This is a genomic window from Methylorubrum subtropicum (assembly GCF_038442325.1).
GTDB classification, from domain to species: domain Bacteria; phylum Pseudomonadota; class Alphaproteobacteria; order Rhizobiales; family Beijerinckiaceae; genus Methylobacterium; species Methylobacterium subtropicum.
In genome coordinates this window covers 276152-293873 of record NZ_JBBXMW010000001.1, presented here as the reverse complement: position 1 = coordinate 293873, position 17722 = coordinate 276152, and the positions used below count along the sequence as shown (strand labels likewise).

Here is a 17722-nt window from a genome sequence, read left to right as displayed (position 1 = left end):
CGCGACAAGCCGGGAGCGCCGATGATCACCGTCCACCATCTGGAGAACAGCCGCTCGCAGCGGGTGCTGTGGTTGCTCGAAGAACTCGGGCTCGCCTACACGGTGAAGCGCTACGCGCGCGATCCTGCCACGATGCTGGCGCCGAAGGAATTGCGCGCGGTGCATCCGCTCGGCAAGTCGCCGGTGATCGAGGCGGACGGCCGGGTGGTGGCCGAGACCGGCGCCATCGTCGAGTTCCTGACGGCGCGCGCGGGCGGCGCCCTGGTGCCGCCGGCCGGCAGCACGGAGCAGGCACGCTACACCTACTTCCTGCACTACGCCGAGGGCTCGGCGATGCCGCCGCTGCTGCTCAAGCTCGTCTTTTCGCGGTTGGCCCCCGGCAGCCCCGCCCTGCTGCGGCCGCTCGTGCGGGCGATCGCGGGAAAAGTCACCGGCGGGTTCGTCGATCCGGAATTGCGACGCCACGCCGCCTACTGGGAGGCGGAACTGGCCGAGCGCCCGTTCTTCTGCGGCGAGGCCTTCACCGCCGCCGACATCATGATGAGCTTCCCCCTCGAAGCGTTCGCCGCCCGCGGGACCGGTGCGGGGCCGAAGGTGACGGACTGGCTCGCCCGCATCCACGCCCGGCCGGCCTATCAGCGCGCGCTGGAGCGGGGCGGCGCCTACGCCTACGCGTGAGGCCGCGCACTCCCCTCCCCCTTGCGGGGAGGGGTAGGGGTAGGGGTGGGGGTGGTTCAGGAGGAACCGGCGCGGTGCCTTCTGCTCGACCCCCACCTCCGGCTCCTCCCCGCAAGGGGGAGGAGAGGCCCGGTGGCGCCCGGCCGCCCGATCGAACGAAGCGCTCCGCATCACCCCGCCCCCAGCCGCCGCCGCATGCGCCGGGCCAGCACCTCGGAGGCGACGAGCGCCAGCATCGAGACCGCCACCGACACCAGCGTCAGCCGGAGCGCCGCCCCCTCCCCGCCCGGCACCTGGGTGAGCGTGTAGATCGCCGAGGGCAGGGTCTGGGTCTCGCCGGGGATGTTGGAGACGAAGGTGATGGTCGCGCCGAACTCGCCCATCGCCTTGGCGAACGCCAGCACGGCGCCCGCGAGGCAACCGGGCAGGCTCAGCGGCAGCGTCACGAGCAGGAACACCAGCGGCGGGGCCGCACCCAGCGTCTCGGCTGCCTGTTCCAGCTTGCGATCGACCGCCTCGATCGACAGCCGCATCGCCCGTACCATCAGCGGAAACCCCATCACCGCGCAGGCGAGCGCCGCCCCGGTCCAGCGGAACGAGAACACGATCCCGATCTCGGCGAGCCAGCCGCCGAACACGCCGCGGCGGCCGAAGCCGAGGAGCAGCAGATAGCCCGTCACTACCGGCGGCAGGATGAGCGGCAGATGCACCAGCCCGTCGAGCAGCGCGTGGCCGGGGAAGCGCTTTCGCGCGAGCAGCCAAGCGACGGTGAGGCCGGGGGCCAAGCTGCACAGGGTCGCGACGCTCGCGACCTTCACCGACAGCAGCAGCGCCGTCACCTCGTCCGGGGTGAGGCCGAGCCCGCTCAGCACGGAAGCGGGCTCAGGAGCGCTTCTCCGCCCCGATCACCACGAAGCCCTGGCGCTCGAAGAACGGCCGGGCGGCGGGGCTGCGCAGATAGGCCAGGAAGGCGGCGGCCTCGGCGTTGCGCGAATCCTTGACCAGCGCCGCCGGGTAGACGATCGGCGGGTGGCTGCCCTCGGGGAAGGTCGCCACCACTTCGACGCCGGGCTCGCTCGCCGCATCCGTAGCGTAGACGATGCCGAGGGGCGCCTCGCCGCGGGTGACGAGGAGCAGGGCGGCGCGCACGTTCTCGGCCTGCGCCACCTGCCCCTTCACACCGTCCCAGGCGCCGAGCTTTTCCAGCGCCGCCTTGCCGTACTTGCCGGCCGGCACCGCCTCGACGTTGCCCATGGCGAGCCGCCCGCCGGCCAGCGCCTTGGCGAGATCGACGCCCGGCTCCAGCGCGATTTTTGGCGATGCGCCCTTCGGGGCCACCAGCACGATGGCGTTGCGCAGGAGGTTGACGCGGGTGTCCGGGCGGATCGTGCCGTTCTTCTCCGCGTAATCCATCCAGGCGAGGTCGGCGGAGACGAACAGGTCGGCGGGGGCACCCGCCTCGATCTGCTTAGCCAGCGCGTTCGAGCCCGCATAGGAGATGCGTGTGGTCCTGGCGGTCGCCTTGGTCCAGGCCGCGCTCGCCTCGTCGAGCGCGTTCTTCAGGCTCGCGGCGGCGAAGACCGTGACCGGCGCCTCGGCGCGGGCCGGCCCGAGGCTCCCCGCGGTCAGGGCGAGGAGCAGTCCGGCGATCCAGACGCGGCGGGATGCGGGCATGAAAAAAGCCTCCGGTGCCGCCGTCGCGGCGGCCCGGAGGCGTTATAGCCGAGCGGGAACGACGCTGCCAGGGGCGGCGCCGTTCCTCTTAAGCCTCAGCTGTTGCTGGGCCCCGTCGCCGACGGCTCCGGCTCGCCCGCGGTGAAACCTTCGAGCCAGTCCAGGCTCTGCTGCGAGCCGGCCTCGTAGGGGTTGGCGGAATCGGGCTGGCCCTGTGCCTTGGCGGCCCGGCCCTCGTCGTAGATCTCACGCGACACAACGGCCATCGACTCGTCCTCTCGAAACATTCGTCCCGCCGACAAGACGGCCGGCGCTCACGGGTTCCTCAGCCCTGCGGCGTCGTCTCCTTGCCCGGCCGCGCCTCGGCGCGGTGGAGGCGGCTCAGCAGCACGAGCAGCGGCCCCGGCAGCGGCGCCTCCAGGGCGCCCGCATCGAGCAGCGGCGCCCGCTGGGCGCGGCGGCGGGCGGAGCGCGGCTCCTGCTTGACGACGACGGGCGGACGGCGGTGGACGGGCTTGGGTGTCATGACGACCGGAACTCGAGGGCGCCTGGGATCGGGAACAAGGTGCGGGAGTGAACGCTGACTTTTCCGAAGCGGTTCCGCGATTTTCGTCTACGAATTAAACACATTGCCTGCGGATTAGGCGTGTTAGGGCTTGCGTGTTGCGCCCTCGCGACATCCCTCCCGGAAGATCGATCGCGCGCCGCTCCGAAAAGCCCGTGGCCGGACGGGTCGGCGGATGGTAGAGGGCGCTCCATGCTCGAAGGCCTGCCGCCGCACCGTCCCACGCACGTCCTGCGCCTGATCACGGACGAACCGTCCGCGCGCGCTATGACGGAACTGCTGGGCGAGATGTTCGATCCCATGGAGACGGCGGTGGCTGCCTTCGAGGTCGAGGAGACCGGGGCGTGGCGCCTCGAAGCCTATTTCTCCGAGGAACCCGACGCGGAGATGATCCGCGACCTGATCCGCCCGCTCGTGGGCGATCAGGCGGACGCGGCCTCGTTCGAGACCATCGACCAGCAGGACTGGGTGCGGGCCTCCCTCGAAGGCCTCAAGCCCGTGCGGGCCGGGCGCTTCCTCGTCCACGGCTCGCACGACCGGGAGCACGTGCGCGCCAACGACCTCGCCATTGAGATCGAGGCGGCGCTGGCCTTCGGCACGGGGCATCACGGCACCACGCTCGGCTGCCTGCGGGCGCTGGTGGCCGAACTGAAGCGCCGCCGCCCGGCCCGCGTGCTCGATGTCGGCACCGGCACCGGCATCCTGGGGTTCGCCGCCGCCCGCGCGCTTCACACCCCCGTGGTCGCGGGCGACCTCGACCCGGAAGCCGTCCTGACCGCCCGCCAGAACGCCCGCCTCAACGGCCTCGGCCCCCTGATGCGGCTCTATCAGGGGCCGGGCGTGCGCCACGCTTCGGCCAACCGCCCCCGCGGCTTCGACGTGGTGTTCGCCAACATCCTGGCCCGCCCGCTCAAGCGCCTCGCCCCCACCCTCACCGCGGTGGTGGCCGACGACGGCGTGCTGATCCTGTCGGGCCTGATCGAGCGCGACGTGCCCGGCGTTCTCTCGACCTACCGCCACCGCGGCTTCCACCTCGCCCGCTCCGGCCTGATCGAGGGCTGGGCCACCCTGGTGCTCCGCCGGGGCGGGGCGGCGGCGCGACCGCGATAGACATCTGCTGCGCTGGAGGCGTCAGGCGACCGCCCGTGCGGCCTCCCGCACCTGCCGCGTCGCGTCGTCGACCCGCGTGCTCGCCTGCGCGATCGTATCGACGCCAGCCGCGATGCTGGCCGCCCCGCGCGAGGCCGCCTGCATGCTGCCGGACATCTCGCGCGTGACCACCGACTGCTCCTCCACCGCCGCCGCGATGGCGGCCGATACCGCGTCGAGAGAGCGGATCGTTGCCTGGATCGAGCCGATCGCGGTCACGGCCTCGTGCGTGGCGGTCTGGGTCGTGGCGATCTGATCCCGGATTTGCGTCGTGGCCCGCGCGGTCTGCTCGGCGAGCGCTTTGACCTCCGCGGCGACCACCGCGAACCCCTTGCCGGCCAGCCCCGCCCGCGCCGCCTCGATCGTCGCGTTGAGAGCGAGGAGATTGGTCTGCGCCGCGATGGTCTGGATCATCGAGACGACATCGCCGATCTGCGCCGCGCGGCTGCTCAGGCTCGCGATGATGTCGCCGGCGTGCCGGGATTGCTCGACCGCCTCGCGCGCCATCCGGGCGGCGGCATCGACTTGCTGACCGATCTCACCGACCGAGGCCGACAATTCCTCCGAGCCGGCCGCCACGGTCTGGATGTCGCCGGCCACGCGGGCGACTGTGCCGGCGGCCTGCGCCGCCTGCTGGGCGACGTCCTCGACGGCCTGCCCGATCGCGTCGAGATCGGTGCCGATCCGCCGCTGCGCCTCGGCTCGCCGCTGCCGCTCGCTCACCTGCGCCGTGACGTCCGTGGCGAACTTGACCACCTTGGTCACCCGGCCATCGGCGTCGAGGACGGGGTTGTAGGTTCCGTGGATGTAGACGGCCCGTCCACCGCTGGCGATGCGGCGGTATTCGGCCGATTGATGTGTGCCGCCGGCCAGCGCCGTCCAGAAGGCACGGTAGTCGGGGCTCTCGTGCTCGGAGTGATCGACGAACAGGCTGTGATGGCGGCCCCTTATGTCCTCCAGGCTGTAGCCCATCAGGGTGAGGAAATTGGGGTTGGCCTCGACGATCGTGCCGTCGGGCGTGAAGACGATCACCGCGTGCGAGCGGTGCAAGGCGGCGATCTCGCCGTCGAAGTCGCCTTTCGGCGCTCTCTGCGCGGTCACGTCGGTGGCCAGCATGACGATTCTGCCGACGCGACCCGGGCGTCCCCCGAGGCCGAGATAGCTCGCCTGAAGCCAGACCTCGCGCCCGTCCTTGGCGATCCGCTTGAACGCGCCGGTCCGGCCGACGCCGCGGCCGAGGGCGTCCCAGAAGGCGCGCTCGAACTCGGACTCGCGCCGGGACGGTTCGACGAGCAGGCGGTGATGTCGCCCCCGAAGCTCGGCCGCTTCGTATCCGAGGAGACTCGAGAAGTTGGCGTTGGCCGACAGGAAGGTCCCGTCCGGGCTGAACTCGGCCATCGCGTGCGACTGGTCCAAGGCCGCAGACATCCCGATCGCATTGAGAAAGTGAAAGCCGAACACCGCGAAACCTCCGACCGAACCCGGCGCGCAAGACATTCGACGGGCTGCGCGCCGGCAAGAACGGGACTTAACTTATGTATATCTGCTTAAAGCATGGTTAATCGCCAGTCTTGCGCGATAATTATATAATATGCGCGATCATGATATTGCGATGAAAATAATGCGCAAACGGGCTTCCGCGGTTGCGGGAAACTATCCGGCCGGACTACAGGGGACTGAAGAGATTCGAAATCCTGCCGAGCGACCCATGCTTCGCTATGCCGCTCGCCCCGCACGATGACGAGCCCGATTCGGACCCGGCCGGACGTTTGGTGGCCTCAGGCGCATCTCTCGACCGCGATCCATTCGATCGAGCAGTTGCGGCGGTTCAACGAGCGCGGTGGGATCGCGGTCGATATCGATGTCATGCGCTCGGTCGATCCATGGGTGGAGATATCCGGCAGCCAAAGCGAGCACTTCAGTTTCTGGAGGACATCGTCCCGCAGCGGCTTCGTGACGAAGCCGAAGTTCTCCGCCGACCTCGTGACGATCCGCTTCGTGGTGAGCGGCCACTTCACCTATTCCGGCCGGCGCGCGGACATCCTCGGATCGCCGGCCCACGCCACGCTCGTCGATTTCGAGAGCATCGCCGAGGTGCGCGCCTCGGATGGGGTCGATGCCGTGAGCGCGACGATCGCGGTCGAGACCCTTACGGCGGCCAATCACGCCCTGACGGGCCGGGACGATCCGGGGCTTCCGACCTTCGCGCCGGTCGCCGACACGACGCTGCCGGGCATGAGTGCCCTGTTCCACACGGTCCAGCGGGTCCGGAGCTGGACCCGGGACCAGGATCGCCCGGTCGATCTGCTCTATCCGCTGATCCGGGAAGTCATGAGCTATCAACTCCTGTCGTCCTGGCCGAAGGCGGTCCCTGCGAGGCAGCCGGCCGGCGCCGACGTGCCGTCCCGGCGGCTCGGAATCGCGATCGACTACATCGAGGAGAACCTGTCGAAGACCATCGCCCTGTCCGACATCGCCGCTGCCGCCTCGATCAGCGTCCGGTCGCTGCAGGACAAGTTCAAGAAAGAGATCGGGCGCACCCCGGTCCAGTTCATCGTCGATCGGCGCCTGGAATGCGTCCACCGGGACCTGATCGCCGGTCCCAAGGCCGCGTGGCCGATCGCCCGGATCGCCCGCCACTGGGGCTTCGTCCACATGAGCGATTTCGGGCAGCGCTATCGCCGGGCCTATGGCTGCACGCCGTCCGAGACGCGCCGGAAATCCGCACCGGTCCGCTGAGGGGCTTGCGGCGGCACCCGCCATTGTCCCCGCCCCGCCCGCGGCGTAACCCTTCGCCCATGACCCGCGCCCGCTTCCAGACCTTCGACGATCCGAGCCACGCCAAGGGCCCCGAGCGGATCGAGGCCCTGCGGGCGGCGCTGCGCGAGGTCGGGGCCGAGGGGTTCGTGGTGCCGCGGGCCGACGAGCATCAGTCGGAATACGTGCCGGCCAATGCCGAGCGGCTGGCCTGGCTCACCGGCTTCACCGGCTCGGCCGGCACGGCCATCGTGCTGCAGGACGCTGCCGCGCTGTTCGTCGATGGGCGCTACACCGTGCAGGCGCCGGCCCAGGTCGACACCGCCGCCATGACCGTGGTGCCGGTCGCCGAGACCACCCCGGAGGCGTGGCTCGGTGCGCATCTGAAGGCCGGCCAGACGCTCGCCTACGATCCGTGGCTGCACACGCCGGACGGGGTGGCGCGGTTGGAGCGGGCCGCCGCCAAGGCCGGGGCGAGCCTACGCGCGGTCGAACGGAATCTCGTCGATGTGGTGTGGGCCGGGCGCCCGCGCCCGCCCGCGGGCCGGGTCGCGGCCCATCCCGAGGCTCTGGCCGGCGAGTCGGCCTCGGACAAACTCGCCCGCATCCGCGCGGCGCTCGGTGAGGGCGGGCTCGACGGGCTCGTGGTCTCCGATCCGCACAACCTCGCTTGGGGCTTCAACCTGCGCGGGGCCGATCTCGGCCACACGCCGCTGGCGCTCGGCTACGCCCTCGTCCCGCGCGAGGGCCGGGCCGCGCTCTATCTCGGCTCGCCCGACATCGATCCGACTTTGCGCGAAGCGCTGAGCCCGCTCGCCGACCTGCATCCGCGCGCCGCCTTCCCCGAGGCGCTGGCGGCCCTGTGTGCCGGGGCCGCGCGGCTGCGGCTCGACGCGGCGACCGGCGCTGCGGCCCTGCGCACCCTGGTCGAGGCGGGCGGCGGCGTGGCCGATGTCGGGCCCGATCCGGTCACCGCCATGAAGGCGGTCAAGAACGCCGCCGAGATCGCGGGCACCCGCGCCGCCCACCACCGCGACGGACTCGCCGTGACGCGCTTCCTCGCCTGGCTCGAACGGACCGGGCCGGTGAGCGAGATCGCGGCGGTGGAGGCGCTGGAGGATTTTCGCGCCGCGACCGGCGAGTTGCGCGACGTGTCGTTCCCGACGATCTCGGGTTCGGGGCCGAACGGGGCCATCGTGCATTACCGCGTCACCCGTGCCACCGACCGCGCCTCGCGAGCGGGCGAGCTGTTCCTGATCGATTCCGGCGCGCAATACGCCGACGGCACCACCGACATCACCCGCACCGTCGCGGTGGGCGCGCCCACGGGCGAGATGCGGGAACGCTTCACCCGCGTGCTCAAGGGCCACATCGCCATCGCCCGCGCGGTCTTCCCCGAGGGGACGACGGGGGCGCAGATCGACGCGCTGGCGCGCCTCAGCCTGTGGGAGGCCGGGCTCGACTACGATCACGGCACCGGCCACGGCGTCGGCGCCTTCCTCTCGGTCCACGAGGGGCCGCAGCGCATCGCCAAGACCGGCACGGTGGCCTTGAAGCCCGGCATGATCCTCTCGAACGAGCCGGGCTATTACAAGCCGGGCGCCTACGGCATCCGCATCGAGAACCTCGTCCTCGTGGAGGAGCGGGCGGTTCAAGGCGGCGAGCGAACCATGCTCGGCTTCGAGACGCTGACGCTCGCCCCCCTCGACCGGCACCTGATCGATGCGGGCCTGCTCGGCGCGGCGGACACGGCCTGGGTCGATGCCTACCACGCGCGGGTGCGCGACAGCCTGTCGCCGGACCTCGACGGGGAGGCGCGGGACTGGCTGGCGGCGGCGACGCGACCGCTGGCCGCCGGATAGACGATCGGCGCGACGCCGATGAAGATCGTCTACGGCCCGCACGCCCTCGATACGCTGGTGGATCGCGCCATCGAGCCGGACTGGGTCGAGCGCACGCTCGCGGCACCGGACAGCATCGAGCCCGACCCGAACATCCGGACCGCCTGCGGGCCTACCGCGCCGTGCCCGAGCGCGACGGGCGGGTGCTGCGCGTGGTATACGTGCCGTCGTCTGACGGCGCCCGCGTCGTGATGATGTTCCTTGACCGAGGCCGCAGGAGGCAGGGGTGAAGAGCCGCTACGACGCCCAGACGGATGCGCTCTATATCCGCTTCGCTGACGTACCGGCGGTCGAGAGCGAGGAGGTGCGGCCCGGTATCGTCCTCGACTTCGACGCGGACGGCCGCATCGTCGCCGTCGAGATCCTCGACGCCAGCGAGCATCTGGCGAGCGATGCGGACCTCGCGCACCTTACCGCCGCCTGACAGACCCCGCCGCCCATGACCGCCGTTCTCTTCGTCTGCCTCGGCAACATCTGTCGCTCGCCGCTGGCCGAGGCCGCGTTCCGGCGGGAGGCCGAGCGGGCCGGGCTCGACGTGACGGTGGATTCCGCCGGGACCGGGGACTGGCATGTCGGCGAGCCGCCGGACCCGCGCGCCGTCGCGGTGGCCCGCGCCCACGGCCTCGACATTGCGGGCTATCGCGGGCGGCAGGTGGCGCGTGAGGATTTCGCGGCGTTCGACCATGTCGTGGCGCTCGACCACGCCAACCTGTCGCGCCTGCGGGTGCTGCGGCCGGAGGGGGCGCGGGCAGAATTGAGCCTGCTCCTCGACCACGTGCCGGGCCGGGCAGGCGAGCCGGTGGCCGACCCGTATTACGGCGGGCCGGAGGGATTCGAGACCACCTGGGCCGATGTCACGAGCGGCGCCCGCGCACTCGTGCGCCGGATCGCGGAAGGATCGTGAGCGCCGTCGCCAGCCGCGCCGCTGCCCTGCTCGGCGGAGCGTTGGCGCAGAGCCGGACGCTGCCCGGCGGCGATCTCTCGGAATGCGTCCTGATCCGCCTCGCCGACGGGCGCGAGGCCGTGGCGAAGTCGGGCCCGGCCCCGCGGGTCGAGGCCGCGATGCTGGCGGCGATCCGGGCGAGCGGCGCCCCGGCCCCGGCGGTGCTCGCCGTGGACGACACGGTCCTCGTGCTGGAGCGCCTGCCCGACGCGGGTGCGCCCGCGCCGGCCGAACTCGGGCGCGCGGTGGCCCGCCTGCATGCGGTGTCGGGCGAGCGCTACGGCTGGGACGCCGACTACGCCTTCGGGCCGGTGACCATCGCCAACGCCTGGAGCGACGACTGGCCGGCCTTCTGGGGCGAGCGGCGTCTGCTCTGCCATGCGGACCACCTGCCGGGCCCGCTGATGCGCCGCCTCGAAACGCTGGCCGCCGACCTCGGCAACCGTCTGCCGGCCCGGCCGCGTCCGGCCCTGCTCCACGGCGACCTGTGGGGCGGCAACGTGCTGTCCGACGGCCGCTGCGTCACGGGGCTGATCGATCCGGCCTGCTATCACGGCCATGGCGAGGTCGATTGCGCCATGCTGGCCCTGTTCGGCCGCCCCGGCCCCGGCTTTCGCGAGGCCTACGGGGCGCCGGAGCCGGGCGCGGCGGAGCGGATCGCGCTCTACCAGCTCTGGCCGGCTTTGGTGCATCTCCGGCTGTTCGGGGCCGGGTATCGCGGGATGGTCGAGGGGCTTTTGCAGGCGGCGGGCGTCTGACGACGCGTCCCCCACCCACGCCCTCATCCTGAGGTGCCGGAGCGAAGCAGAGGCCTCGAAGGAGGGCTCCAGAAGTCTCAGCGATTCCTGGAGCCCTCCTTCGAGGCCGCTGACGCGGCACCTCAGGATGAGGGGGATGGGTGGGAGGAGGCTGGGTCGCCCTCTCCCAAAAATCCTACTCCGCCGGGGCCGCCAGCGGCGCGCCGGCCCGCGGCTCGAACCGGCCCTCGCCCGTCGGCACCATCTCGATGCGGCGGTCGTGGTGCCCGTGCAGGGTCGAGCGGTGGCCGATGGAGACGATCGTCGTGCCGGGCAGCTTTTCGCGCAACGTTCTGTAGATCCCGGCCTCGCTCGCCTCGTCGAGGGCGGCGGTGGATTCGTCGAGGAACAGCCAGTCGGGCTTGGCCAGGATCGCGCGGGCGATGGCGAGCCGCTGCTGCTCGCCGCCCGACAGGCGCCGGTCCCAGGTGTCGATCTCGTCGAGGCGGTCGGCGAGCGCGGGCAACTGCGCCGCGATCAGCGCGTCGCGGATCGCCGCGTCGGAATGCTGGTCGGTGGTGTCGGGATAGACCACCGCGCCGCGCAAGGTGCCGAGCGGGATGTAGGGCCGCTGCGGCAGCACCATCGCGGACTGGCCCTCGGGCACGTCGACCCGGCCCTTGCCGAACGGCCAGATGCCGGCGATCGCCCGGAACAGCGTGGACTTGCCCGAGCCCGAGGGGCCGGTGAGCAGCGTCGCGCCGCCCTTGGGTAGCGTGAGCGCGGGCGCCCGCACGATCTCGCGGCCATCGGGCAGCGCCAGCGTCAGGTCGCGGCCGGTGACGTCGCCCGAGCGGTCGTGGCCCTGCGCGAGGCCGTAGCCCGCGCCCGCCAGCGCCTCTGCCTTGGTCATCGCCCGCTTGAAGGCGCCGAGACGAATGGTGTTGGCCTTGTAGGCCGCGAGCGTGGTGTAGGCGGTGATGAAGAACGACAGCGAATTCTGGACGTTGCTGAACGCGTTCGAGGTCTGCTGCAGCGTCCCCAGCGTGATCTTTTTAGCAAAAAACGACGGGGCCGCGATGACGAGCGGGAAGATCGTGCTCGCCTGCCGGTAGCTGAAGGTGAAGGCGATCAGCTTGATGCGCCGGTAGATGATGCCGACGTAGTTGTCGATGATGGCGTGGAACAGCCCCGTCAGCCGCGAGGCCTCGGCCCGCTCGCCGCGCAGGAGCGCGATCTGCTCCGAGTAGATGCGGTTGCGCGCGAGCGCGAAGCGGAAGTCCGCCTCCACCTGCTCCTGGCGGAAATCGAGGCCGATCAGCGGCTTGCCGATGATGTGGGTGAGCCACGTGCCGACCACCGCGTAGGCGATCACCAACCAGACGAGGAAGCCCGGCACCACCGTGTCGGTGAAGGGCAGCACGAAGTCGCGCGACAGCGTCCACAGGATGACGATGAACGAGACGAGCTGCGCGGCTTGGCTGAGCAGCCGGATCGACAGGCCCGCGGTCTGCTGGATGAAGGCGTTGACGTCCGACTGGATGCGCTGGTCGGGGTTGTCCGCCTCCTCGTCGGTGAAGGGGATGCGGTAATGCGTGCCCTGGCCGAGCCAGCGCTCGTACAGGCTGTGCGTCAGCCACGTGCGCCAGCGGACCTGCAGCGCCGAATCGACGTAGAGGTCGAACATGCCGATGACGATGTTCAGCGCCGCCAGCGGCACGAAGATCCAGACGATCTGATACCAGAATGCCGCGGCATCGAGCGCCTGCAGCGAGTTGTACATATCGCGGTAGAAGAAGTTGAAGCCGAGCGTCAGCGCCACGTCGGCGAAGTTCACGAAGATCGACAGGCCCACCAGATTGCGGCCGATCTGCCCTTCCGTGCGGCCGAACCAGCGGAACAGGCCGATCTCCTTGGTCGGCGCATCGCGGTTGGCGAAGTAGGGGTCGGCGATGAGCGTGATGTCGCGGATCGGCCGCCAGTGGGAGATCGCCAGCACGATGCCGGCGAAGACGACGGCGCCGGTGGCGGCGAAGTCCGGCGGCAGCAGCGCCGCGACGACGCCGGGCAGGGCCCCCATCGCGGCGAGCGTCTTCGAGAGCGCCAGCAGCAGGTAGCCGAGGCCGTAGACCGAGACGAAGATCTTCAGGTAGGCCGAGATGTCGCGCGAGGCGTAGAGCAGCCCCGCCATGGCGAAGCCCGCGAGCGAGACGTAGAGCGGCGGCGAGGGCAGGCCCGGCATCGCGAGCAGCAGGAGCGCGACGAGCGCCGTGAGCGCGGCCTGTAGGCCGAGCCCGCTCTTCAATGCGGCCACGCGTGTGTCTCCCTCTCGCTCTGGCGGCCCGGCCCTCGGGAGGCACGGGACTGTCCCGCCGGGGGACATCGCCGAATTCGACGGCCCTGGCTATCCGTCTTGGCGAGATCGTGGCGCGGGGGCGCCCGTGTCACGTGAATTTTCGGTCATGTCGGGGGAGCGCAGGGCGCGGCGGCGCCGGGATGCGACACCGTGGACCGGCCGGGCCGGGGGGGCGAACTGCCCTGCCCGCGGGGAAACGGAGTCCGCGTTGAAGGGGGCTATCGTCGCGAGAAGAGAATGCCGAGCGGCATGTGGCCGGGCTCCAGCGCGCTCCAGTGGTCCACTGGGCCGATGCTCCACACCATCATTGCGAGGCGGAGCCGAAGCAATCCAGAGCGCGACTTGTTCGGAATGGGCGCGACCGCGCGGACGAAATGGCGCCGTGCGCGGTCTCTCCGGACAGTGCGGAGCGCTGGATTGCTTCGGCTCCGCCTCGCAATGACGGAGCGGGTCCGGGGCCATTCCTTGGCCGACGCCGCGGGCCGGGGAGGCGTCGGCGCAGGGCGCCGCTCTACTCAGGCCGCCTGGGCCGGCTCGCGCGCGTCCGCCAGCACGGCGGCGGCGATCGTGACCTCGTGGAGATCGGGCAGCGGCTGCGCCGGCACGCCGTCGAGGAAGGCCTTCAGCTCGGCCTCGGAGACGTGACCGAAGGCTTCCACCAGATAGGCCAGAGCGTCGTCGGACATCGCCGGTCCTCCCGTTGCCGCGTCGGCGCCCCGGACGACTCGCCTGCGAGCCGCGCGCCTTGCTGATTGGTATTTGGTATACCAGATGGCGCGGAAGTGCAAGGTTCGATGGGCGGCGTGGCGGCGGTATCGTGGGAAGATCGCTTCGACGAGGCCCGCGCCTCGAGGCGGTTTCAAACGGTCTTTCCCACCCGACCCCCTCATCCTGAGGTGCCCGCGCAAGCGGGCCTCGAAGGAGGGCTCCAGGGATCGCGCGCGAACTGGAGCCCTCCTTCGAGGGCGACGCTTCGCGTCGCCGCTTCAGGATCAGGGTGTGGGTGGGAGAAGGGCCGCTTAGTCTGCCGTGTTCGGCGCGCCCGTGCGGAAGCGGCGCGGGGCCGCCTTCGCCTTCGGCTGGGGATCGTGCTTGTCGACCAGGGCGCGCTTGACGCGCTCGTTGAAATCCTGGGTCGAGACCGAGCGCGCCGCGCCGTTGTTGTTGATCTGGGCCATGTTTTCGGCCTCCGCTGTTCCTGCCTGAGTTCTGGCCCAAGGCACCGGATTGCGCGGAGGGTCGCTAGAGATATGGGGCGCGGGGCCCCGAATACGACCCCGAGGCCCCCTACTCCGCGGCGATGCGGTGGACGGCGCCGACCGCGCCCGACCCGAAGATCTCGCCGATCTCGGCGTCCGAGCAGCCCAGAACCTCGCGTAAAATCTCGTCGGTGTGCTCGCCCAGCAGCGGTGCGCGGGTCACCTCGGTCGGGCTCGCGGAGAGCTTGATCGGGTTGCCGACGGTGAGGTGGCGTCCGCGGGTCGGGTGCTCGACCTCGACCACGGTGCCGTTGGCCCGCAGCGCCTCGTCCTCGGCGATCTCGCGCATCGACAGGATCGGCCCGCACGGGATGTCGTAGGCGTTGAGAATCTCCATCGCCTCGAACTTGTCGTGCTTCATCGTCCAGGCTTCGATGCGGGTGAAGATTTCGTTGAGATGCGGCAGCCGCGCCTTCGGGGTCGCGTAGGCCGGATCGGTCTTCCAGTCCGGCTCGCCGATGATGTCGCAGATCGGGCCCCAGACCGCGCCCTGGGTGATGAAGTAGATGTAGGCGTTGGGGTCCTGCTCCCAGCCCTTGCACTTGAGGATGCGCCCGGGCTGGCCGCCGCCGGAATCGTTGCCGGCACGCGGCACGGCGTCACCGAAGGGCACGCCCTCGCCGTACTGGCTGTATTCCATCAGCGGCCCCTCGCCGAGGCGCTGCTGGTCGCGCAGCTTGACCCGGCAGAGGTTGAGCACCCCGTCCTGCATGGCGCAATCGACCCGCTGGCCGAGGCCGGTCATCGTGCGCTGGTAGAGGGCGGTGACGATGCCGAGCGCCAGATGCAGGCCGGTGCCGGAATCGCCGATCTGCGCGCCCGAGACCATCGGCAGCCCGTCGCGCCAGCCAGTGGTCGAGGCGGCACCCCCGGCGCATTGGGCGACGTTCTCGTAGACCTTGCAATCCTGGTAGCGGCCGGGCCCGAAGCCCTTGACCGAGGCGAGGATCAGGCCGGGATTGGCCGCCTGCAGCTTGTCCCAGGTCAGGCCCATGCGATCGAGGGCGCCGGGGGCAAAGTTCTCCACCAGCACGTCGCATTCGCGGATCAGCCGCCACAGGATCTCGTTGCCCTTGGCCGTCTTGGCGTCGAGCGTGATCGAGCGCTTGTTGTGGTTCAGCATCGTGAAGTAGAGGCTGTCCACGCCGGGGAGGTCCTGCAACTGCTGGCGCGTCGCGTCGCCCGCGCCCGGCCGCTCGACCTTGATCACGTCGGCGCCGAACCACGCGAGCAGTTGCGTGCAGGTCGGACCGGACTGGACATGCGTGAAGTCGAGGATGCGCACGCCGTCGAGAGCCTTGCCCATCGCGAGGTCCCCTCCCAAATTCTTTTCGATGTCGGCGCGGGAGGCGATGGCGTCGTCTCGCGGGCCGCTGACGCGAAGTCCGGTCCCGGGCCCCACCGGTTGAGCAGGGTCCGCCCTGCCTCCGATGGGTGCGACGGCTGTCGACTTCGTCTCTGGTTTCTGGCATACCAGATGCCAGACGTCAACAAACCGGGGATGGGGGCTGCGTGGCGTGCAACGCTGTAGACAAGCCTGGACCCTCCCCAACTCGTGACAATCGCCGCCTTGTGTTCCACACATGGCGGCGCCACGCTTGGCCTGCGCGGACTGAAACCCCGGACAGGCATCCCCTCGGACGCGAAGGTCGAATCGGACGCGATGGAAAATCTCTCGATCAAGCCGATCGTGCCCGCCACCAGCCTGCGGACGCTGGCCTACGAGGCGCTGAAGTCGGCCATCACCAACATGGACATCTACGGCGCGGCCGGCGACGTCCGCCTCGACGAGCGCGGCCTGTCGCAGACGCTCGGCGTCTCGCGCACGCCGATCCGCGAGGCGCTGACCGTGCTGGAGCAGGAAGGCTTCGTGCGCAACGAGCCGCGCCGCGGCGTGTTCGTCGTCAAGAAGACGAAGCGCGAGATCGTCGGCATGATCCAGGCCTGGGCGGCGCTGGAGAGCATGGCGGCCCGCCTCGCCTGCGCCAACGCTCCCGAGGAGGATCTCGCCTGCCTGCGCCGCTCCTTCCCCGAATTCTTCGAAGGCCGCCCCTCGGACCACCTCGACGAGTATTCGGAAGCCAACATCCGCTTCCACCAGAAGATCATTCGGCTGGGCGGCTGCGCCGTGATCCAGGATCTGTGCGGGAACCTGCTGGTCCATGTCCGCGGCATCCGCAACACGGCTTTGCGCCAGGGCGACCGCGCCTCGGAATCGATCCGCGAGCACGTGCGCATCATCGAGGCGCTGGAGGCCCGCAACGCCGACCTCGCCGAACGCCTCGTGCGCGAGCACGGCCTCGGCCTCGCCGCCCATGTCGAGCGCTACGGCAACCACTTGGATTGATGAGACGGGAGGCGCTCGCTTGACCGGCGGCGCCTCCCGTGGCTTCTGAGCCCCGGCACCCCGACTCCGTAGCTCAGCTGGATAGAGCAGCCGCCTTCTAAGCGGCAGGTCGTAGGTTCGAGCCCTACCGGGGTCGCCACCCTTTGAAACTGCCGTTGATTTTACTGCGGTTTCTCCGCTGAGAGTCCCACCGGCTCTGACGGCTGAAAAAAGTGGGACATTCCCCTCCCCCTTCCGGTCGAAGTCGATCAGGTGCATGGCCCCCCAAGCGAGGCGCTTCTGCTCGACCTTGCGGGTGTAGTGCTCGGCCATCTTCGCCGTCCGCCAGCCGAACATCGCCATCAACTGCCGCTCGGTCGCGCCGTTCTCGGCGGCGAGCGTCGCCCCGGCCTTGCGCAGGCCGTGGGCCGAGCAATGCGGCAACTCGGCCTCGCGGCAGCGATCCTTGAACCAGTTTCCGAATCCGTTCGACGTGAACGGCTTGCCGCGCTCGGTGATGAGGAAGGTGAGGTTCTGGTTCGGGCAGGCGTCGATCGCGGCGCGCAGGGCCGGCAGCACCGGCACCTCCAGCGTCATCGGCTTCGTGTTGCGGCCCTTGTGCTGGGTGTAGCGCAGCCACGCGCCCTGAAGGTGCTGGCGCCCGAACACCACGGCGTCGGAGCGGCGCCCGCCGGCGAAGAGCAGCAGGCACAGGGCGAGACCACCACCAACATGGTACGTCGTTACGGCTGGGCGCCGCGCGGCGAGCGCTGCCGTGTCGCTGTCCCGCACGGTCATTGGAAGACGACGACCGTCACTGCGGCCCTGCGCACCAGCGGGGTGGCGGCCACGGCCCTGTTCGACGGAGCCACCAACGGCCAGCGCTTCCGGGCCTACGTCACCGACACCCTGGTGCCCGTGCTGAAGCAGGGCGACACGGTGATCATGGACAACCTCGGCGCTCACAAGGTGGCCGGCGTACGCGAAGCCATCCAGGCGGTGGGCGCCAAGTTGCTCTACCTTCCGCCCTACTCGCCCGACTTCAACCTGATCGATCCTTCGACAGGCTCAGGATGAGGAGGTCTTCGCCAAGCTGAAGGCAGACCTGCGCAAAACCGCCGCCCGCACGCTTCCCGACTTGCAGGCGGCCATCCGCTCAGCCTTCGACAGCCTCACACCAAAGGCCTGCCGAAACTGCCTTATCGCCGCTGGATACGACGCCTACGATCCAACCTGATCGACAACAGCTCTAGTGCCGACAACTCGAAACAGTAGGTGACGCTCCGGCTGGTAGGTGTGGGCAAACGAGGCTCTGCGGGACCAGTTTAAGCAGTGATCGGAACCATGAACGCCGTCCTTGATCGGACGTTGCCGGCT

General features: G+C 70.2%; 18 protein-coding genes, 1 tRNA gene and 2 pseudogenes. 11 read left to right on the top strand and 10 right to left on the bottom strand.

The window, feature by feature from the left end; translation table 11 throughout:
* Positions 1 to 21: 21 nt before the first annotated feature.
* Entirely contained in the window at positions 22 to 678 is a 657-nt protein-coding gene (locus tag AAHG03_RS01450; protein WP_342148201.1) for a glutathione S-transferase family protein, read from the top strand.
* 170 nt (positions 679 to 848) lie between these two features.
* Here the strand turns inward: AAHG03_RS01450 and modB are convergent, their stop codons facing one another.
* The 4 genes from modB to AAHG03_RS01430 form a co-directional block, all read right to left on the bottom strand.
* Positions 849 to 1550: a molybdate ABC transporter permease subunit gene (gene modB / locus AAHG03_RS01445; protein WP_342148200.1), complete on the bottom strand. Its 702-nt coding sequence runs from the start codon at positions 1548 to 1550 to the stop codon at positions 849 to 851.
* 10 nt (positions 1551 to 1560) lie between these two features.
* The gene (gene modA, locus AAHG03_RS01440) at positions 1561 to 2352 is read right to left on the bottom strand and encodes a molybdate ABC transporter substrate-binding protein (protein WP_342148198.1); all 792 of its coding nucleotides are present in this window, start codon (positions 2350 to 2352) and stop codon (positions 1561 to 1563) included.
* A 95-nt stretch (positions 2353 to 2447) separates the two neighbouring features.
* Complete coding sequence (locus AAHG03_RS01435; RefSeq protein WP_342148197.1) at positions 2448 to 2618, bottom strand: hypothetical protein; 171 nt, start codon at positions 2616 to 2618, stop codon at positions 2448 to 2450.
* 59 nt (positions 2619 to 2677) lie between these two features.
* Entirely contained in the window at positions 2678 to 2878 is a 201-nt protein-coding gene (locus AAHG03_RS01430; protein WP_342148195.1) for a hypothetical protein, read from the bottom strand.
* Positions 2879 to 3109: 231 nt separating this feature from the next.
* Between AAHG03_RS01430 and AAHG03_RS01425 the strand changes: the two genes are divergently transcribed.
* A complete protein-coding gene (locus tag AAHG03_RS01425; protein ID WP_342148194.1) occupies positions 3110 to 4027 on the top strand; it encodes a 50S ribosomal protein L11 methyltransferase in 918 nt (305 codons plus the stop codon).
* Between the two features lie 21 nt (positions 4028 to 4048).
* On the opposite strand, the gene AAHG03_RS01420 is transcribed toward AAHG03_RS01425, so the two are convergent.
* On the bottom strand, positions 4049 to 5494 hold the full coding sequence (locus AAHG03_RS01420; protein WP_342148193.1) for a methyl-accepting chemotaxis protein: 1446 nt from the start codon (positions 5492 to 5494) through the stop codon (positions 4049 to 4051).
* Positions 5495 to 5803: 309 nt separating this feature from the next.
* Between AAHG03_RS01420 and AAHG03_RS01415 the strand changes: the two genes are divergently transcribed.
* The 6 genes from AAHG03_RS01415 to AAHG03_RS01390 are packed head-to-tail and all read left to right on the top strand — an operon-like array spanning position 5804 to position 10425.
* Positions 5804 to 6805: a helix-turn-helix transcriptional regulator gene (locus tag AAHG03_RS01415; protein WP_342148192.1), complete on the top strand. Its 1002-nt coding sequence runs from the start codon at positions 5804 to 5806 to the stop codon at positions 6803 to 6805.
* Between the two features lie 59 nt (positions 6806 to 6864).
* On the top strand, positions 6865 to 8685 hold the full coding sequence (locus tag AAHG03_RS01410; RefSeq protein WP_342148191.1) for an aminopeptidase P family protein: 1821 nt from the start codon (positions 6865 to 6867) through the stop codon (positions 8683 to 8685).
* A gap of 18 nt (positions 8686 to 8703) precedes the next feature.
* Positions 8704 to 8916 carry a hypothetical protein gene (locus tag AAHG03_RS01405; RefSeq protein WP_342148190.1) on the top strand — a complete coding sequence of 71 codons (213 nt, stop codon included), beginning with the start codon at positions 8704 to 8706 and terminating at the stop codon, positions 8914 to 8916.
* A 34-nt stretch (positions 8917 to 8950) separates the two neighbouring features.
* A complete protein-coding gene (locus AAHG03_RS01400) occupies positions 8951 to 9148 on the top strand; it encodes a DUF2283 domain-containing protein (protein WP_342148188.1) in 198 nt (65 codons plus the stop codon).
* A 15-nt stretch (positions 9149 to 9163) separates the two neighbouring features.
* The gene (locus tag AAHG03_RS01395; protein ID WP_342148187.1) at positions 9164 to 9628 is read left to right on the top strand and encodes a low molecular weight protein-tyrosine-phosphatase; all 465 of its coding nucleotides are present in this window, start codon (positions 9164 to 9166) and stop codon (positions 9626 to 9628) included.
* Positions 9625 to 10425 (top strand): fructosamine kinase family protein, encoded by an 801-nt coding sequence (locus AAHG03_RS01390; RefSeq protein ID WP_342148186.1) that lies wholly within the window; start codon positions 9625 to 9627, stop codon positions 10423 to 10425. The genes AAHG03_RS01395 and AAHG03_RS01390 overlap by 4 nt, the downstream gene beginning before the upstream one ends.
* 175 nt (positions 10426 to 10600) lie before the next feature.
* On the opposite strand, the gene AAHG03_RS01385 is transcribed toward AAHG03_RS01390, so the two are convergent.
* From AAHG03_RS01385 to frc, 4 genes are all read right to left on the bottom strand, one after another.
* The gene (locus AAHG03_RS01385) at positions 10601 to 12718 is read right to left on the bottom strand and encodes an ABC transporter ATP-binding protein/permease (RefSeq protein ID WP_342148185.1); all 2118 of its coding nucleotides are present in this window, start codon (positions 12716 to 12718) and stop codon (positions 10601 to 10603) included.
* Positions 12719 to 13275: 557 nt separating this feature from the next.
* Positions 13276 to 13446, bottom strand: a complete 171-nt coding sequence (locus AAHG03_RS01380) for a hypothetical protein (RefSeq protein WP_342148184.1) — start codon at positions 13444 to 13446, stop codon at positions 13276 to 13278.
* A gap of 333 nt (positions 13447 to 13779) precedes the next feature.
* Positions 13780 to 13938, bottom strand: a complete 159-nt coding sequence (locus tag AAHG03_RS01375; protein WP_342148183.1) for a hypothetical protein — start codon at positions 13936 to 13938, stop codon at positions 13780 to 13782.
* Between the two features lie 109 nt (positions 13939 to 14047).
* Positions 14048 to 15325 carry a formyl-CoA transferase gene (gene frc, locus AAHG03_RS01370; RefSeq protein ID WP_342148182.1) on the bottom strand — a complete coding sequence of 426 codons (1278 nt, stop codon included), beginning with the start codon at positions 15323 to 15325 and terminating at the stop codon, positions 14048 to 14050.
* 357 nt (positions 15326 to 15682) lie between these two features.
* On the opposite strand from frc, the gene AAHG03_RS01365 reads away from it, so the two are divergent.
* Positions 15683 to 16366, top strand: a complete 684-nt coding sequence (locus AAHG03_RS01365; RefSeq protein ID WP_342148181.1) for a GntR family transcriptional regulator — start codon at positions 15683 to 15685, stop codon at positions 16364 to 16366.
* Positions 16367 to 16428: 62 nt separating this feature from the next.
* A tRNA-Arg gene (locus AAHG03_RS01360) sits at positions 16429 to 16505 on the top strand.
* 203 nt (positions 16506 to 16708) lie between these two features.
* Here the strand turns inward: AAHG03_RS01360 and AAHG03_RS27070 are convergent.
* Positions 16709 to 17143 (bottom strand): annotated as a pseudogene (locus tag AAHG03_RS27070) (tyrosine-type recombinase/integrase); the annotation flags it as partial.
* On the opposite strand from AAHG03_RS27070, the pseudogene AAHG03_RS01355 reads away from it, so the two are divergent.
* Positions 17072 to 17582 (top strand): annotated as a pseudogene (locus AAHG03_RS01355) (IS630 family transposase); the annotation flags it as partial. The pseudogenes AAHG03_RS27070 and AAHG03_RS01355 overlap by 72 nt on opposite strands.
* Between the last annotated feature and the right edge of the window lie 140 nt (positions 17583 to 17722).

Coding starts and splice junctions, on each gene's coding strand:
- AAHG03_RS01395 (WP_342148187.1), top strand. CDS start 9,164: ATGACCGCCGTTCTCTTCGTCTGCCTCGGCAACATCTGTCGCTCGCCG.
- frc (WP_342148182.1), bottom strand. CDS start 15,325: ATGGGCAAGGCTCTCGACGGCGTGCGCATCCTCGACTTCACGCATGTC.
- AAHG03_RS01380 (WP_342148184.1), bottom strand. CDS start 13,446: ATGTCCGACGACGCTCTGGCCTATCTGGTGGAAGCCTTCGGTCACGTC.
- AAHG03_RS01415 (WP_342148192.1), top strand. CDS start 5,804: ATGACGAGCCCGATTCGGACCCGGCCGGACGTTTGGTGGCCTCAGGCG.
- AAHG03_RS01430 (WP_342148195.1), bottom strand. CDS start 2,878: ATGACACCCAAGCCCGTCCACCGCCGTCCGCCCGTCGTCGTCAAGCAG.
- AAHG03_RS01435 (WP_342148197.1), bottom strand. CDS start 2,618: ATGGCCGTTGTGTCGCGTGAGATCTACGACGAGGGCCGGGCCGCCAAG.
- AAHG03_RS01375 (WP_342148183.1), bottom strand. CDS start 13,938: ATGGCCCAGATCAACAACAACGGCGCGGCGCGCTCGGTCTCGACCCAG.
- AAHG03_RS01410 (WP_342148191.1), top strand. CDS start 6,865: ATGACCCGCGCCCGCTTCCAGACCTTCGACGATCCGAGCCACGCCAAG.
- AAHG03_RS01450 (WP_342148201.1), top strand. CDS start 22: ATGATCACCGTCCACCATCTGGAGAACAGCCGCTCGCAGCGGGTGCTG.
- AAHG03_RS01405 (WP_342148190.1), top strand. CDS start 8,704: ATGAAGATCGTCTACGGCCCGCACGCCCTCGATACGCTGGTGGATCGC.
- AAHG03_RS01425 (WP_342148194.1), top strand. CDS start 3,110: ATGCTCGAAGGCCTGCCGCCGCACCGTCCCACGCACGTCCTGCGCCTG.
- modA (WP_342148198.1), bottom strand. CDS start 2,352: ATGCCCGCATCCCGCCGCGTCTGGATCGCCGGACTGCTCCTCGCCCTG.
- AAHG03_RS01365 (WP_342148181.1), top strand. CDS start 15,683: ATGGAAAATCTCTCGATCAAGCCGATCGTGCCCGCCACCAGCCTGCGG.
- AAHG03_RS01420 (WP_342148193.1), bottom strand. CDS start 5,494: ATGTCTGCGGCCTTGGACCAGTCGCACGCGATGGCCGAGTTCAGCCCG.